Genomic DNA, 15,077 nt, shown 5'->3' with positions numbered 1-15,077 from the left:
CAGATGCAAACGGTCTTGCGGCCGACGGCAGCGCCTCTGCCGCTGCCGGGTCGGGTGCGGTGCTCTGGAGAATGTCGAGGCCCGCAGCAGGCGGGCCGACGTGCTGTCACCGAGGGGCGTGAACGCCAATGAGCGTACGCAAGAAAGCAGCCGTCATCGGGCTCGGCCACCAGGCCCTGGAGGACCACGTGCCGGGGCTGGCCGACTCCCAGTTCGCCCAACTCGTCGCGGTGTGTGACACCGACTCCGGCAGGGTCGCCGCCCAGGCGCGGCAGCACCACGTGCCGGGTTTCACCGACATCCGCGCCCTGCTGGAGGGCGTGCGGCCGGACTTCGCCATCGTCGCGGTCCCGCACCACGCCGGCCGCGAGGTCATCGGGGCCTGCGCGGCGGCCGGGGTGCACGTGATGAAGGAGAAGCCGTTCGCGACCACCCCGGCCGAGGCCGCCGAACTGGTGGCACTGTGCGACCGGGCCGGCATCGAACTGATGGTCACCGTCCAGCGCCGCTTCCACCCCGTCTACACGGCGGCGGTGCAGCTTCTGGAACAGATTGGACGGCCGTACCTCGTCGAGGGCCGCTACACCTTCCACTGCCCCGACCCGGCCGCTGGCTGGCGCGGCCGGGCCTCGATGGCCGGCGGCGGCGCCCTGATGGACATGGGCTATCACCTCATCGACCTGCTCATCTGGTACCTCGGCCTGCCCGACCGCATCCTGGCCGACACATCCACCGCCGCGCACCCCGACGCCGACTACGACGCCGAGGACACCGCGCTGGTCCACCTCGCCTACGACTTCGGCCTGTACGGCTCCCTGCTTGTCTCTCGCTCCGCCGGACCGAAGACCGAACAACTGACGGTGACCGGCCCCCGTGGCGCGGTCGTGATCGAGCGAGGACGGGTACGGCGCCTCACCCCGGACGGACGGTTGGTCGAGTCCCTGACCCGTGAACCGGCCTGGCCCTCCGCCGCGACCGCGCAGATCGACTGCTTCTGCCGCGTCCTCGACGGCGAACGGGCCAACCCCTCCGGTCCCAGTGCCCACGCGGCACACGCCGCGTTCCTGGCCGCCGCCTACGCCTCCCGGACCACCCTCACCCCCTCCGACCCGAAGGAGTTCCTGCTGTGACCACCTCGCCCCTCGCGCTCTTCGGCGGCCCGTCCGTCATCGACGCCCCTCGCCCCCACTTCGTCTGGCCCCCGATCGAGAACCGCGACGTCGAGGCGGTCACCGGCCAGCTGATCTCCGCAGTGTCCATCCCCGAACGCTCGGGCGTCGTCGCCGACCTGGAAGATTCCCTGGCGTCCTTCTTCGGCGTTCGCCACGTCGTCACCACGTGCACCGGGACGGCCGCCCTGCACTCGATGTACGCCGCAGCCGGCATCGGCCCGGGCGACGAGGTGATCGTGCCGGCACTGACGTTCCATGCCACGGCCACTCCGCTCTTCCACCTCGGCGCCCGTCCCGTGCTCGCCGATGTCGACGAGCACGGGCAGCTCGACCTCGCCGACGCCATCCGCCGCATCACGGCGCGGACGAAGGCGGTCGTCGCCGTGCACCTGTGGGGCGTGCCCGAGAACATGGACGCCCTCACCGCCTTCAGCACCCGGCACAACCTGATGCTGCTGGAGGACGGCTCCCACGCCCACGGTGCCACCTGGCGCGGGCAGCGGGTCGGCACCTTCGGTCGCGCGGCGGCCTTCAGCCTGAACGGACCCAAGCCGTTGTCCGCCGGGGAGGGCGGATTCGTCGCCACCGACGACACCGAGCTGTACTACCGCGTGCTGCTGCACGGCCAGTACAACAAGCGGTGCCGCCGTGAGATCCCCGCCGACCACGACCTCGCCCCATACGCGATCACCGGCATGGGGCTGAAGCTCCGCGTCCATCCGTTGGCAGCCGCACTGGCCAACGCGCAACTTCCGCGTCTGGTGGGCTATCTGGCCGGACGAGAGACCGTCGCCGCCCGAATGCGAAGGGCTCTTCACGGAGTGCCGGGCATCGAAGTGCCCCGCCTGCCGTCCCAGGCCCGTCCGGCCTGGTACGCGTTGCCCCTGCGCTACCGGCCGAACCAACTCGCCGGCCTGCCCGTCGGGCGGTTCCTCGAAGCCGTCCACGCCGAGGGCGCCAGCGAGATCGACCTTCCCGGCTCGACCCGCGCCCTCGGTGATCACCCGCTGTTCCACACCCCGGGGGCACTCCTGCCCGGCTACGCTGACTATCCGGGCCCCGGCGCCGACAGCTTCACCACCGCCCGACGCCTGCACGGCAGCACGGTGAAACTCCCGGTGTGGCACCGCGATCGGGACGTCCCACTCGCCGACGCGTACACCACGGCCATCATCAAGGTCGCCGAACACCACAGGGAACTCGTGAAGTGAACGCACACGTCGACGCCGCCCTCCTGGGCTACCTCATCCGTGCCGCCGACGCCGACGGCATCACCAAGCACGTCGTAGGCGCCGTCATCCCCAACGCGGAAGGCAGGGTCCTGCTGCTGCACCGCGCCGCCGACGACTACCTCGGCGGCCTGTGGGAGCTTCCCTCCGGCGGCGTCGACGCGGGTGAAACTTTGACCGAAGCGCTCCACCGGGAAGTCGCCGAGGAGACCGGCCTCACGGTCACCGGGATCGGAACCTACCTCGGCTCCTTCGACTACCTCTCCAGGAGCGGCATGAGAACCCGCCAGTTCAACTTCACCGCCCGCGTCACCCACGAGAGTGACACGGTCAAACTCACCGAACACGACGCACACCTGTGGGCCGACCGCACGGAACAGGAGCAGGTATCCAGCGCCGTACGGACCGTGCTGGCAACCTGGAGACAGGAAGCCGAGTAGGGGGCAGCAGCCGACCGCGACACCCACGGCGTGCAGTGGGGCCGTGTCCGCCCGGCACCCGGCGCCGGCAAGCCCGACTTCCGAGTCCCCCACTCCCATCGCCAACGTTGCACGACGGATGCGCGGTTGTGCCAGGCCCGCGCCCCCGCTTTCGCGCTGCGCGCGCGGGGGTGGGCGAGCGCCCGGCCGGAGCGCCGGCCGGGCGGAATGCGCGGCAGAATCCCCTTCATTCGGCGGGGAGTTGGTAGGCCAGCACGTAGGCGTCGGCGGCCATCACGGTGTCGCGGACCTCGACGGCGCGGCCTTCGGTGTCGTAGGCGGTGCGGACGAGGTGGATGACGGGGACGCCGGTGGCGAGGTGGAGGGTCTTGACCTCGGCGGGGGTGGGCATTCGGGCGCGTACTTCTTCGTCGAAGTGGTCGAGGTGGTGGCCGAGTTCTTCGAGTCGGGCGTAGATGCCGCCGGGGCCCGGGTCGGGTTGGGCGATGGGGGTGTCGCGGGCGATGTCCAGCGGCAGGAACGAGGCCGCGAACTCGACCGGTCGCCCGTCGAGGAGGTAACGCCGCCTACGCGCCAGCACCTTGCGCGGCTCGCCGAGTCGGGTGGCGATGTCGCGGGTGGGGCGTTCCTCCCTGACCTGGAGGTTGTCCACCTCGGGGCGGCTTCCGGCCGCCTCGGCCTGGAGCGCGAAGTCCTCGAAGAGACCGGTGTGAAGATCGCCGCGCCGGCGACCCTGACTGGCGTCTACAAGAACATGACCGGGCTGATCGTCTCTCTCGTCTTCCGCTGTGCCGCCATCGGTGGCCGGCCGACGACCGGGGAGGAGACCAGCGAACTGCGCTGGGCCACCCGCGAGGAGGTCACGGCGCTGGCCGACGAGGCGTACGCGATCCGCGTCACGGACGCCCTGGACGGGGCCAACCCGCCGGCCGTCCGCGCGCACGACGGCGTGCGACTCGTCTAGCACCACCCCTACGTCATAGCCGTCTACCAGCACGGAGCAACTTCTATGCACGAGTGTACGAGCACAGTGAGACAGGTAAATGGCCTCAGAACCATCGGGCCGACAAACAGCCCCCGAACGTGGTGACCGGAGGACCTCGATGAGCCCGGCAACGAAGAGCAGGGTGACCGTCCCCTACATCAGCCGGTGGACCGGCGAACAGCCAACGGCCGCGCGGGTCGTGGCCCGAAACGGACGGCTGGCCTACGCCGACGAGCGTTCCTACGACCGCGACACCGGCGGCGTCCTGTGGCGCCGCGTCCCATCCACCCCGGGGAAGGGCAACCCCGAGTTCGGCGCCGTGCACCCACTCCGTCAACGCCTCGCCCTGGCCGGGCTGTTGTGCCAGGTGTGCGGAAGCCCGGCGGACCGCACCGAAGACGGCCGTGCTCTGGCTCATGGGCGACGCGTCGGACAACCCCGGTGACTGGCCCCAGGGGCTGGAGACCGCCCACCCACCCGTCTGCCTACCCTGCGCGACGCTGTCCGTCCGGGCCTGCCCCCACCTGAGGCAACGCTTCGTCGCCCTACGCGTCCGCGCCTGGACCCTGGCCGGAGTCCAGGGCGCCCTCTACCAGCCCGGCCTCAACGGCCCCGTTCTCACCGGCGCCGCCGGCATCCCCTTCGAAGACCCCGACATCGGCTGGGTCATCGCCGGCCAACTCATCGCCTCACTCGACCGCTTCACCTTCACTGACATCCAGGCCGAAACCGGCGGCCCGCCCGGCCGGTAACCACCCCGGCCCGTCACCCCGGCCCCCGCGCCGGCGCCGGCGCGCGCCCCGCGCGCGGGCGCCCGGCGCCAACTGCGGGGAGGCTCCGCCCCGTTCAGACGCCCGTCGGGTGCCAGACCGTCTTGGTCTCCACGAAACCCAGCAGCCGGTCCGTGCCCGGCGGCGCCGTGAAGTCCTCGGTCGGGTCGGGGCGCCGCACCCGCTTGAGGTTCTCCGCCGCCAGCACCTCAAGCTCGGTCGCCAACTCGGCGTCAGCGCCGGCCAGATCGATCGCGTTGACGTCCTGGTGCGCGGCCAGCGGGCGGGCCAGCTCGGCGGTCGCGCCGCTGAGCACGTTGACCACCCCGCCCGGCACGTCCGAGGTGGCCAGCGCCTCGGCCAGCGACAGCGCCGGCAGCGGCGCGCGTTCGGAGGCGACGACCACCGCCACGTTCCCCGTGGTCAGCACCGGCGCCAGCACCGAGACCAGGCCCAGCAGCGAGGAGTCCCGGGGTGCCAACACCGCGACCACACCCGTCGGTTCGGGCGTCGAGAGGTTGAAGTAGGGCCCGGCCACCGGGTTGGCGCCGCCGGCGACCTGCGCCACCTTGTCCGCCCAGCCGGCGTACCAGACGAGCCGGTCCACGGTCGCGTCCACCACGGCCGCCGCCTTCGACCGCGACAGCCCGTCGGCCGCCGCGACCTCCGCGCGGAACTGGTCCCCGCGCCCCTGCACCATCTCGGCGATCCGGTAGAGCACCTGTCCCCGGTTGTAGGCGGTCGCGCCCGACCAGCGCGGGAACGCCTTCCGGGCCGCGACCACCGCGTCCCGCGCGTCCTTGCGCGAGGCCAGCGGGGCGTTGGCCAGCCAGCGGCCCTTCGCGTCGGTCACCTCGTACACCCGCCCGCTCTCGGACCGGGGGAACGCGCCCCCCACGAACAGCTTGTAGGTCTTGAGGACCGGCAGCGGCTCAGACATCGAGGTAGGCCTCCAGACCGTGACGGCCGCCCTCGCGGCCGTAGCCCGACTCCTGGTACCCGCCGAACGGCGAGGTCGGATCGAACTTGTTGAACGTGTTGGACCAGATCACGCCCGCCCGCAGCCGGTTCGCCATCCACAGGCTGCGCGAGCCCTTCTCCGTCCAGATGCCGGCGGAGAGCCCGTACGGGGTGTTGTTCGCCTTCTCCACCGCCTCCTGCGGGGTGCGGAACGTCAGCACCGACAGCACCGGGCCGAAGATCTCCTCCCGCGCGATCCGGTGCGCCTGCGTCACCCCGGTGAACAGCGTCGGCGCGAACCAGTAGCCGGTGGACGGCAGTTCGCAGGACGGCGCCCAGCGCTCCGCGCCCTCCGCCTCGCCCGCGTCCGCCAACTCCCTGATGCGGGCGAGCTGTTCGGCCGAGTTGATGGCGCCGATGTCGGTGTTCTTGTCCAACGGGTCGCCCACCCGCAGCGTGCTCATCCGCGCCTTCAGCGCCGCCAGCAGCTCGTCGGCCACCGACTCCTGCACCAACAGCCGGGAGCCCGCACAGCACACATGCCCCTGGTTGAAGAAGATGCCCTGGACGATGCCCTCCACGGCCTGGTCCAGCGCCGCGTCGTCGAAGACGATGTGCGCCGCCTTGCCGCCCAGCTCCAGCGTGACCCGCTTGTGCGAGCCGGCCACCGTGCGCGCGATGGCCTTGCCCACCTCCGTCGAGCCGGTGAACGCCACCTTGTCGATCCCCGGGTGCGCCACCAGCGCGGCGCCCGTCGCGCCGTCCCCCGTCAGGATGTTGAGCACCCCGGGCGGCAGCCCCGCCTGCTGGCAGATCCGCGCGAACAGCAACGCGGTCAGCGGCGTGGTCTCCGCCGGCTTGAGCACCATCGTGTTGCCCGTGGCCAGCGCCGGCGCGACCTTCCACGCCAGCATCAGCAGCGGGAAGTTCCACGGGATCACCCCGCCGGCCACGCCCAACGGCCGGGGCGCCGGGCCGAATCCGGCGTGCTCCAGCTTGTCCGCCCAGCCCGCGTAGTAGAAGAAGTGCGCCGCGACCAGCGGCAGGTCCACGTCCCGCGACTCCCGGATCGGCTTGCCGTTGTCCAGCGACTCCAGCACCGCCAGCTCGCGGGAGCGCTCCTGCACCAACCGGGCGATGCGGAACAGGTACTTGGCGCGCTCCGAGCCCGGCAGCGCCGACCAGCTCGCGAACGCCTTCCGCGCGGAGCGGACGGCGGCGTCCACGTCCTCGGCCCCCGCGTTGGCGACCTCGGAGAGCACCTCCTCGCTGGCCGGCGCGACCGTCTTGAAGACCGCCTCGTCGGCGGCCGGCCTGAACTCCCCGTCCACGAACAGCCCGTGCGAGGCCGGGATGTCCACGATCGCCCGGGACTCGGGCGCCGGCGCGTAGTCGAACGTCATCGTCGCTCAGTCCACCGTCACATAGTCGGGGCCCGAGTACCGTCCGGTACCGAGCTTCTGACGCTGCATCAGCAGGTCGTTCAGCAGGCTGGAGGCGCCGAACCTGAACCACTCCGGGCTCAGCCAGTCGGGCCCCGCCGTCTCGTTCACCAACACCAGGAACTTCAGCGCGTCCTTGGCGGTGCGGATGCCGCCGGCCGGCTTCACGCCGATCTGCCGCCCGGTCGCGGCGCGGAAGTCCCGCACCGCCTGGAGCATCAACAGGGTGTTGGCGGGCGTCGCGTTGACCCCGACCTTGCCGGTCGAGGTCTTGATGAAGTCGGCGCCGGCCAGCATCGCCAGCCAGGAGGCGCGGCGGATGTTGTCGTAGGTGGCCAGCTCCCCGTTCTCCAGGATGACCTTGAGATGCGCGTCGCCGCAGGCCGCGCGCACCGCCACGATCTCCTCGTAGACCGAGAGGTAGCGGCCGGCCAGGAACGCGCCCCGGTCGATGACCATGTCCACCTCGTCGGCCCCGGCCGCGACCGCCTCGGCGACGTCGGCCAGCTTCACGGAACGGGCCGCGCGGCCGGCCGGGAACGCCGTCGCCACCGAGGCCACCGCGATGCCGCTGCCGGCGAGGGCCTCCCTGGCGACGGCGACCAGGTCGGAGTAGACGCAGATCGCGGCGACCTGGGGCGTGGCACGGTCGGTCGGGTCGGGGTTGCGGCCCTTGGCGCACAGCGCCCGCACCTTGCCCGGGGTGTCGGCGCCCTCAAGCGTGGTCAGGTCGATCATGGAGATCGCCAGGTCCAACGCGTACGCCTTGGCCGTGGTCTTGATCGAACGCGTGCCCAGCGCGGCGGCACGGGCCTCAAGGCCCACCGCGTCGACGCCGGGGAGCCCGTGCAGGAAGCGGCGCAGCGCCGCGTCGGACGCCGTCACGTCCGCCAGCGTCTCGGCCTTCGAAGACATGGTCACCAGACGAGCATATCTACGCGCGTAGTGGCATGTCATCCCCACAGTGGGAATCCGGCCGGGCGCCCGGGCCCCTCGGGAACGGGAACGGGCGGGCGCCGTCGGCGGCGCGGGTCGGCGCGCGCGGCGGCGAAGGGAACTATGGCATAACGGTCGGTTGAAGCGGGCCGGGTCTCCGGCAGAATCGGGGGCATGACGAGTGAGCCCGAGAAGTACGCCGACCGCATCTACCGTTCCGGTTCGGCGCTGGTCGCCGGGGTGGTGCTGCTCGGCCTGGTGGGCTGGCTCGCCGGCGACGCGCTGCTGCGCGGCGACGGCCGCACGCCGGTGACCGCCGCGTCCACCCTCCTCTTCGTGGCCCCGCTGGTGATCGCGTTCACCCTGCGGCCCGCCGTCTTCGCCTCCGACGAACGGCTCCGGGTGCGCAACCCGTTCCGCACCATCACCGCCCCCTGGAGCGCCGTCGAGACCATTCACGCCGGCTACTCGACGGAGCTGGTGGCCGGCGGGGTCAAGTACCAGATGTGGGCGATTCCGGTCTCGCTGCGCGCCAGGTCCAAGGCCAACCGCCGCCGGGAGAACGCGGAGGCCGGGCGCGCGCCCCGCTCGTTCCTCGGCCTCGGCGGCCCGATCGGCGGCGCCGCCGACGTGGACGCCGCGCGCCCGGCGCCCGGCGACATGGCCGTCGCCGAACTCCGCGAACTCGCCGAGCGGCACGGCCGGGACGAGACCGAGGGCAGGGACGGGACCGGGAGCGGGGAGAACGGGGAGAACGGGGGCAGCGGGGAGAACGGGCGGAGCGAGGTCGTGGTGCGCTGGAGCTACGAGATCCTCGCGCCGCTGGCCCTGGGCGGCGTGGCGCTGCTGGTGCTCTGGCTGACCTCCTGAGGCCCTCAACCTGGCCGGTTCCAGCGGGGGTTGGCCGAAACCACCCGGTGGACCGCTTCCCTTTGGCGGGGGTTCTCCCGCCGTACCCCGATCGTCCGTAGGGTCCTTCGCGCCCGGGGTCGTCCCCCGGCCCCCTGAACACAGAGCCGATCGAGGTGTGTTGACCGATGCGCGTACGTTCCCTCGCCGTTCCGTTGACGGCGGCCACGGCCGTCGTCCTGACCAGCCTGGTCGCCGTGGACTCCGCCCCGACGCCCACCGCCGACGCGGCCGGGACCTCCGTGGAGACGGCCGGGCGGGGCGGCGGCCACCACCGTGAGGTGCCCGTCGTCGCGCACCGGGGCGCGCCCCGGCACGCACCCGAGGAGACCGCGGCCGCCTACCGCGAGGCGCTCGCCCAGGGGGCCGAAGTGCTGGAGGGCGACGTCCAGTTGACCGCCGACGGCGAACTCGTCCTGGTCCACGACGACACCCTGGAGCGGACCACCAACGTCGAGGAGGTCTTCCCCGAGCGGGCCGGCGCCGACGTGGGCGCGTTCACCCTGGCCGAGATCAGGCGGCTGGACGCCGGGTCCTGGCACCGCGAGGAGTACGCCGGGGAACGGGTGCCCACCGTGGAGGAGATCCTCCGTCTGAACCGGGGCCGCGCCGCGTTCTCCTTCGAGCTGAAGGCGCCGGAGAAGAGCCCCGGGGTGGCCACCAGGCTCGCCGAACTCCTCGCCGAGTACGGCTACGACGACGACTCCACGACCCGCTCCGGCGCGTTCCGGGTCCTGGTCCACTCGCGGGACCAGGACGCGCTGCGCGAGTTCGAGTCGGTGCTGCCCGACGTTCCGCTGGCGTACCTCACGGGCGGCGCGATGCTCGGCGACGAGGAGCTGGCTGAGCTGGCCGAGTGGACCGTCGGCGTCTTCGCCGACCCGCGCGTGACCAGCGCGGCGGACGTCGAACGCGCCCACGACGCGGGCCTGTTGGTCTACAACGACCCGGTCGACAGCCCCGAGCAGCTGGCGATGACGCTGGACCAGGGGTACGACTACCTGGTCACCAACCTCACCGACACGGCCCGCCGCGTCCGCGACGGCCGCGACCCGGAGCCGCGCGCGGCCGGGGTGGTCGTGGACCACGTCTACCCCAACCCCTCGGGCGACGACATGCGGCCCGAGGAGTCGGAGTACGTCGCCCTGCGCAACACGACGAACCGCCCGATCGACGTCTCCGGCCACTATCTGCGCGACGGCGCGGGCAATGTGCGGGTGATCATCGGCGACGGGTACGTCGTGCGGCCCGGCAGCCTGCTGCGCGTCCACATCGGAACCGGGACCAACACCGCGACCGACTACCACGCGGGCCTGGAGACGGCGATCCTCAACAACACGGTGGGCGACACGATCCAGTACTACAACGAGCGCCATGTGATCGAGGACGTCTACTCGTACATCGTCCCGGCCGTGGCGTAGTCCGCCCGCGCCCGCGGCGGGCTTCCGGGGGCGGCGCCGGCCGGCCGGCGCCGCCCCCCATGCGCGCGGCTCGCCCGACCGGCCCGGGCACGAGGTCGGTGGACTACTCGGCCGGCAGGCCGGCCCGGTGGGCCAGGTCTCGGCGCAGGGCCGCCAGGGTCTCCGACGCGACGGCGCGGGCCGCCGGCAGGGCGGCCGTGTCGGCGGCGGGGACGACGACCTCCAGATAGCACTTGATCTTCGGCTCGGTGCCCGAGGGCCGGACCACCACCCGCGCCGCGTCCACCGGGCCCCCGCCGGCCAGGCGGTAGCGGAGGCCGTCCGTCGGCGGGAGTTCGGGCCCGCCCTCGCGCAGGTCCTCCGCCTCGGCGACCGGCAGCCCGGCCAGCTCGCGCGGCGGGTCGGCGCGCAGCCGGCGCATCGCGTCGGCGATCAGGGACAGGTCAGCGACCCGGACCGACAGCTGGTCCGTGGCGTGCAGCCCGTGCCGCACCGCCAACTCGTCGAGCAGGTCGGTCACCGTGCGGCCCTCGGCCCGCAGCCCGGCGGCCAGTTCGGCGACGAGCAGCGCGGCGGTCACGCCGTCCTTGTCCCGCACCCCGGCCGGGTCGACGCAGTAGCCCAGCGCCTCCTCGTAGGCATAGCCGAGATCCGGCACCCGGGCCAGCCACTTGAAGCCGGTCAGCGTCTCCGTGTACGGCAGCCCGGAATCGGCGGCGATCCGCCCGACCAGGGAGGAGGAGACGATCGAGGTGGCGAACGTTCCCTTCCGTCCGCCGCGCACCAGGTGGGCGGCGAGCAGCGCGCCGACCTCGTCGCCGCGCAGCATCCGCCAGCCGCCCTCGGCCGCCGGGTCGGGGACGCCGACGGCGCAGCGGTCCGCGTCCGGGTCGTTGGCCAGTAGCAGTTCGGCGCCGGGCGTCGCGCCGGCCGTCGCGATGGCGAGGTCCATCGCGCCGGGCTCCTCCGGGTTGGGGAAGGAGACGGTGGGGAAGTCCGGGTCGGGCGCCGCCTGTTCGGGCACCTCGACGGGCGCGGGGAAGCCGTTCCTGGTGAACGCCTCGGTCAGCACCGACTGGCCCACGCCGTGCATCGGGGTATAGACGGTGAGCACGGTGCGCGGGGAGCCGGGCGTCAACGCGGCGCCGCTGCGCGCCAGATAGGACGCGACGATCTCCTCGCCCAGCACCTCCCAGCCGCCGGCCGGCCTGGGCACGTCGGCGAGCGCGCCGACCGCCGCGATCTCGGCGGCGATCTCCGCGTCGGCCGGCGGCACGATCTGGCTGCCGTCGCCGAGGTAGACCTTGTAGCCGTTGTCCCGGGGCGGGTTGTGGCTGGCGGTCACGGCGATCCCGGCGACCGCGCCCAACTCCCTGATGGCGAACGCCAGCACGGGCGTGGGCAGCGGCCGGGGCAGCAGCGCGGCGCGCAGCCCGGCGCCCACGAGGACGGCGGCGCTGTCGAGGGCGAACCGTTCGCTGTTGTGCCGGGCGTCGTAGCCGACGACGACCAGCCCGGGGGAACGTTCCCGCAGGTAGCGGGCGAGGCCGGCGGCGGCGCGGATCACCACGGCGCGGTTCATCCGCGTCGGCCCCGCACCCATCTCGCCGCGCAGCCCGGCGGTGCCGAACTGGAGCGTGCCGGCGAAGCGTTCGGCGAGCGCGGCGCGGGCGGAGCGGTCGTCACGTTCCAGCAGCGCGGCCAGCTCGGCGCGGGTGGCCGGGTCGGGGTCCTCCGCCAGCCAGGCGCGCGCCCGGGTGAGCAGGTCCGGCCCGGCCGGTTCTGGGGTGGTGTCCGCGTTCATCGATAACTCCTGGGGCCGACCGGTCGTGCGCGATTCCGTTGGCGTTCGGTCAGAGTTTGACCAGCACCTGGTTGAGCAGGGACCCCATGCGTTCGGCCGCGTCGCGGCCGGCCCGCAGGACCTCCTCGTGGTCGAGCGGCGCGCCGGTGATCCCGGCCGCGAGGTTGGTCACCAGCGAGACGGCCAGCACCTCGGCCCCCGCCTCGCGGGCCGCGATGGCCTCCAGCACCGTGGACATGCCCACCAGGTCCCCGCCGATCGTCCGTACCATCCGGATCTCGGCCGGGGTCTCGTAGTGCGGCCCGGGGAACTGCACATAGACGCCCTCCTCCAGGCTGGGGTCGATCTCCTGACAGAGCGCCCGCAGGCGTGGCGAGTAAAGATCGGTCAGATCAACGAAGTTCGAGCCCACGATCGGTGACGTTCCGGTCAGGTTGATGTGGTCGCTGATCAGGACCGGCTGTCCCACGTGCATTCCCTGGCGCAGTCCGCCGCAGCTGTTGGTCAGCACGACCGTGCGGCAGCCGGCCGCCACGGCGGTGCGCACCCCGTGCGCCACGGCGCCCACGCCGAGGCCCTCGTAGAGGTGGGTGCGCCCGAGGAAGACCAGCGCGCGTTTGTCGCCCACCTGGTAGGAGTGGACCCGGCCGGCGTGGCCCTCGGCGGTCGGCGGGGGGAAGCCGGGCAGCTCGGTCACGTCCAGCGCGGCGGTCGGCGTTCCCAGCCGCTCGGTCGCCGGGCCCCACCCCGAGCCCATGACCAGTGCCACGTCATGGCTGTCCACACCGGTCAACTCGCGTAGCCGGGCGGCGGCCGCCTCGCCCGAGCGGGCCATGTCAGATGCGTTCACGGAGTGAGCCTAACCGTTTCCTTCCTACGCGCGTAGACGGCGTCCGCGTCAGGATCGGGTACCAGCCACCCAACGCCGGGGGAAACGGGCGGATCTCGGCGCGGGTGTGTGCGGGGCAGGCGGGTTCAGCAGGGGCGCTTGCGCAGTTCCATCACATAGTCGTGGGGCGCGCCGGCCGACTCGGCGGCGTCGGCGATCTCACCCAGGTAGCGCGCGGAGGGCAGCCCGCCCTCGTAGCCGTTGAGCACATAGGCCCAGGCGTTGACCGCGCCGTCCAGGGTGTCCACGCGGACCCTGGTCCTGCGGTAGATGTCGAGGCCCACGCCCTCCCAGCGGTCGAGGCGCTCCTCGTCCATGGGGGCGATGTCGTAGAGCGCGACGAACACGTCGGGCGCCGGCGGCACGCCCGCCTCGACCAGGGTGGCCAGCGCGCCCTCCCAGCCCATCTCCTCGCCGCCGAACGTGAGCCGCCAGCCGGTGATCCAGCCGGTGCCGCGCAGCGGCGAGTGCGGAGCGCGCCGGGCCATCAACCGGGGGTCGAGGTTCACGGCGTAAGCGGCGTAGAGCGACATGGTCCTAGAGCGTACGGGAGCCGGGCGCCCGGGAGGGCGGGCGCGGAAGACCAGGATCGCGCGGGCGGGCGTGGGGGCCGGGCGCGCGGCGGGCGCCCCGTGCGGGACACTGGAGGGGTGACTCGAATCGTGATCATTGGTGGCGGACCAGGCGGATACGAGGCGGCGCTGGTGGCGGCGCAGCTCGGCGCCGAGGTGACCGTCGTGGACCGGGACGGCCTGGGCGGCGCCTCCGTGCTCACGGACTGCGTGCCGTCCAAGACGTTGATCGCGACGGCCGAGGTGATGACCGGCTTCGACTCCTCGCACGAGGAGCTGGGCATCGAGATCGACCACGACGGGGACGGCATCGGCGACGAGGTGCGGGGCATCGGCGTGGACCTGGGGGTGGTCAACCGCCGGGTGAAGCGGCTGGCGCTCGCGCAGTCCCACGACATCACCGTCTCGGTCAAGCGCGCCGGGGTGACCGTGCTGCGCGGCCGGGGCCGGCTGCTGCCCGGGCAGGCGCCGGACGGGACCCGGCGGGTCGCGGTCGACGAGGCCGGGGGCGGCCGGCGGGAGCTGGTGGCCGACGGGGTGCTGGTGGCCACCGGCGGGCACCCGCGCGAGATCCCGGACGCCAGGCCGGACGGGGAGCGCATCCTCAACTGGACGCAGGTGTACGACCTGGCCGAGCTGCCGGAGGAACTGGTGGTGGTCGGCTCCGGCGTTACCGGCGCCGAGTTCGCCGGCGCCTACCAGGCGTTGGGCTCGCGGGTGACGTTGGTCTCCTCGCGGGACCGGGTGCTGCCGGGCGAGGACCCGGACGCCGCCGCCGTGCTGGAGGACGTCTTCCGGCGGCGCGGGATGAACGTGCTCTCCCGCTCCCGGGCGGCCTCGGCCAAGCGGGTCGGGGACCGGGTGGAGATCACCCTCTCGGACGGGCGGACCGTCTCGGGGACGCACTGCCTGATGGCGGTGGGCGCGGTCCCGAACACCTCGGACATGGGCCTTGATGAGGCCGGCGTCAAGCTGTCGGAGTCCGGCCATGTCTGCGTCGACAAGGTCTCCCGCACCTCGGCGCCCGGGGTCTACGCGGCGGGTGACTGCACCGGGGTGTTCGCGCTGGCCTCGGTGGCGGCGATGCAGGGGCGGATCGCGATGTACCACTTCCTGGGCGACGCGGTGGCCCCGCTGGACCTGAAGACGGTCTCGGGCAACATCTTCACCGACCCGGAGATCGCCACCGTCGGCTACAGCCAGCAGGACGTGGACGCGGGCCGGATCGACGCGCGGGTGGTGAAGCTGCCGCTGCTGCGGAACCCGAGGGCGAAGATGCAGGGCGTGCGGGACGGCTTCGTGAAGCTCTTCGCGCGGCCGGGAACGGGCATCGTGGTGGGCGGCGTTGTCGTTTCGCCGCGTGCCAGTGAGCTTATTCATCCGATAGCGATCGCGGTGGACAACAGTTTGACGGTGGAGCAGATCGCAAAGACGTTCACCGTTTACCCCTCGCTCTCCGGCTCGATCGCGGAGGCGGCGCGTCAGCTCCATACACGAAAAGGCGTGGAATAACAGGAGGCGCAGGCGGGGCGCTGGAAGCACGGGGGT

The 15,077-nt window shown here is 72.7% G+C and carries 14 protein-coding genes and 2 pseudogenes; 9 read left to right on the top strand and 7 right to left on the bottom strand.

What is annotated here, in order from left to right; genetic code table 11:
- The first annotated feature begins 128 nt into the window (after window positions 1-128).
- Genes EBN88_RS02995 through EBN88_RS02985 form a run of 3 tightly spaced genes read left to right on the top strand, consistent with a single transcriptional unit; the run spans window position 129 to window position 2,841 of the window.
- The gene (locus tag EBN88_RS02995) at window positions 129-1,130 is read left to right on the top strand and encodes a Gfo/Idh/MocA family protein (protein WP_122182203.1); all 1,002 of its coding nucleotides are present in this window, start codon (window positions 129-131) and stop codon (window positions 1,128-1,130) included.
- Complete coding sequence (locus EBN88_RS02990) at window positions 1,127-2,383, top strand: DegT/DnrJ/EryC1/StrS family aminotransferase (protein ID WP_122182202.1); 1,257 nt, start codon at window positions 1,127-1,129, stop codon at window positions 2,381-2,383. The genes EBN88_RS02995 and EBN88_RS02990 overlap by 4 nt, the downstream gene beginning before the upstream one ends.
- A complete protein-coding gene (locus tag EBN88_RS02985) occupies window positions 2,380-2,841 on the top strand; it encodes an NUDIX hydrolase (protein ID WP_122182201.1) in 462 nt (153 codons plus the stop codon). Before EBN88_RS02990 ends, EBN88_RS02985 begins: the two co-directional genes overlap by 4 nt.
- A gap of 226 nt (window positions 2,842-3,067) precedes the next feature.
- Here the strand turns inward: EBN88_RS02985 and EBN88_RS02980 are convergent.
- Window positions 3,068-3,532, bottom strand: a pseudogene (locus EBN88_RS02980) (GntR family transcriptional regulator); the annotation flags it as partial.
- Here EBN88_RS02980 and EBN88_RS02975 point away from each other — a divergent pair.
- From EBN88_RS02975 to EBN88_RS31480, 3 genes and pseudogenes are all read left to right on the top strand, one after another.
- A pseudogene (locus tag EBN88_RS02975) lies at window positions 3,521-3,805 on the top strand (NUDIX hydrolase); the annotation flags it as partial. The pseudogenes EBN88_RS02980 and EBN88_RS02975 sit on opposite strands and share 12 nt — an antisense overlap.
- Before the next feature lie 139 nt (window positions 3,806-3,944).
- A complete protein-coding gene (locus tag EBN88_RS31485) occupies window positions 3,945-4,271 on the top strand; it encodes a hypothetical protein (protein ID WP_233580407.1) in 327 nt (108 codons plus the stop codon).
- On the top strand, window positions 4,243-4,578 hold the full coding sequence (locus EBN88_RS31480) for a hypothetical protein (RefSeq protein ID WP_233580406.1): 336 nt from the start codon (window positions 4,243-4,245) through the stop codon (window positions 4,576-4,578). Before EBN88_RS31485 ends, EBN88_RS31480 begins: the two co-directional genes overlap by 29 nt.
- A 94-nt stretch (window positions 4,579-4,672) precedes the next feature.
- Here the strand turns inward: EBN88_RS31480 and EBN88_RS02965 are convergent, their stop codons facing one another.
- The 3 genes from EBN88_RS02965 to deoC are packed head-to-tail and all read right to left on the bottom strand — an operon-like array spanning window position 4,673 to window position 7,913.
- The gene (locus EBN88_RS02965) at window positions 4,673-5,536 is read right to left on the bottom strand and encodes an aldehyde dehydrogenase family protein (protein WP_122182200.1); all 864 of its coding nucleotides are present in this window, start codon (window positions 5,534-5,536) and stop codon (window positions 4,673-4,675) included.
- A complete protein-coding gene (locus EBN88_RS02960; RefSeq protein ID WP_122182199.1) occupies window positions 5,529-6,959 on the bottom strand; it encodes an aldehyde dehydrogenase family protein in 1,431 nt (476 codons plus the stop codon). The genes EBN88_RS02965 and EBN88_RS02960 overlap by 8 nt, the downstream gene beginning before the upstream one ends.
- 6 nt (window positions 6,960-6,965) lie before the next feature.
- Window positions 6,966-7,913: a deoxyribose-phosphate aldolase gene (gene deoC, locus EBN88_RS02955; protein WP_233580411.1), complete on the bottom strand. Its 948-nt coding sequence runs from the start codon at window positions 7,911-7,913 to the stop codon at window positions 6,966-6,968.
- 195 nt (window positions 7,914-8,108) lie between these two features.
- On the opposite strand from deoC, the gene EBN88_RS02950 reads away from it, so the two are divergent.
- On the top strand, window positions 8,109-8,804 hold the full coding sequence (locus tag EBN88_RS02950) for a PH domain-containing protein (protein WP_122182197.1): 696 nt from the start codon (window positions 8,109-8,111) through the stop codon (window positions 8,802-8,804).
- A gap of 167 nt (window positions 8,805-8,971) precedes the next feature.
- Entirely contained in the window at window positions 8,972-10,264 is a 1,293-nt protein-coding gene (locus tag EBN88_RS02945) for a glycerophosphodiester phosphodiesterase family protein (RefSeq protein ID WP_122182196.1), read from the top strand.
- Between the two features lie 103 nt (window positions 10,265-10,367).
- Here the strand turns inward: EBN88_RS02945 and EBN88_RS02940 are convergent, their stop codons facing one another.
- From EBN88_RS02940 to EBN88_RS02930, 3 genes are all read right to left on the bottom strand, one after another.
- Entirely contained in the window at window positions 10,368-12,068 is a 1,701-nt protein-coding gene (locus tag EBN88_RS02940) for a phospho-sugar mutase (RefSeq protein ID WP_122182195.1), read from the bottom strand.
- A 49-nt stretch (window positions 12,069-12,117) separates the two neighbouring features.
- Entirely contained in the window at window positions 12,118-12,903 is a 786-nt protein-coding gene (locus tag EBN88_RS02935; RefSeq protein ID WP_122182194.1) for a purine-nucleoside phosphorylase, read from the bottom strand.
- Window positions 12,904-13,043: 140 nt separating this feature from the next.
- The gene (locus tag EBN88_RS02930; protein WP_122182193.1) at window positions 13,044-13,490 is read right to left on the bottom strand and encodes a gamma-glutamylcyclotransferase; all 447 of its coding nucleotides are present in this window, start codon (window positions 13,488-13,490) and stop codon (window positions 13,044-13,046) included.
- Between the two features lie 117 nt (window positions 13,491-13,607).
- Here EBN88_RS02930 and EBN88_RS02925 point away from each other — a divergent pair, with 117 nt between their 5' ends.
- Complete coding sequence (locus EBN88_RS02925) at window positions 13,608-15,041, top strand: NAD(P)H-quinone dehydrogenase (RefSeq protein WP_122182192.1); 1,434 nt, start codon at window positions 13,608-13,610, stop codon at window positions 15,039-15,041.
- The last annotated feature ends 36 nt before the right edge of the window (window positions 15,042-15,077 follow it).

Origin of the sequence: Streptomyces triticirhizae, from assembly GCF_003696235.1 — a bacterium.
GTDB lineage: Bacteria > Actinomycetota > Actinomycetes > Streptomycetales > Streptomycetaceae > Streptomyces > Streptomyces triticirhizae.
The sequence above is the reverse complement of the archived record's forward strand: the minus strand, read 5'-3'. Positions and strand labels throughout refer to the sequence as shown.